Here is an 800-nt window from a genome sequence, read left to right on the forward strand (position 1 = left end):
TCTTTGATGAGTGCGGCATCTTTCTTCTTAGGCGCATGTTTCTGAAATATCTTTCCGTAGTCTAAAGCATTCCGAATCAAGCGACCGCAATACTTCGCATTCAACACAATACGCTTGATGTCATATTCTTTCCACTCTGGTTTATCAGAGTAAGTAGGTGCATTATTACTGTTCAAATGTCGCGCTATCCGTCTGATACCATAACCTTGCAAGTATAACGAAAACACTTCTCGCACTACTTCTGCTTGTTTCTCGTTGATCGTTAACTTTCCTTCTGAGTAGTCGTATCCATAGAGACGATTAACGAACAATTTCCCCGCTTTAGCACTTCTATCTAATGCTTGAATCATGCGTTCAGACTTCATTACAGATTCCTGTTGTGCAATCCAGAAATAGAGTTCCATATGCTTGAAATCAGCGTCCTTAGAGGAATCAAGCGCACCTTCAATGGATATGACGTTGACCTCTTTCAAACGGAGTTCTCTTAGGGCATCAACTATTAGTATGTCTCTGCCAAATCGACTCAACGTAGGCACATATATCGTCTTGAACAATGGCTCTCTTTTCAAGTCTCTGTAGAAGATTAGCTTACCCTGTTCGACCTTCGAATTAACCCCTGCATCATATACCATTTGCAAGAAGGACGGACGCTTCTTTGCTGATGTACCTGTCTTCTTATCAGCGTAGATTTTGACAAGTTCGAACTCTGTTCCAACGAAATAGTTTGAGAAGTGATTATGCTGTGCTTCATAAGTCTCTGCTTGTTCTGTGGAATTAGTCGATACTCGAATGTATACGGC

Annotated in this window: 1 protein-coding gene; it reads right to left on the reverse strand. The window is 41.2% G+C overall.

Annotated features, from left to right (window positions below):
• Positions 1-791 (reverse strand): recombinase family protein (locus AC1DWB_RS36465; RefSeq protein WP_477545922.1); only part of this gene is annotated, 791 nt, incomplete at its 3' end.
• Positions 792-800: the final 9 nt, after the last annotated feature.

This window comes from Paenibacillus sp. P4_E11 (assembly GCF_056401635.1).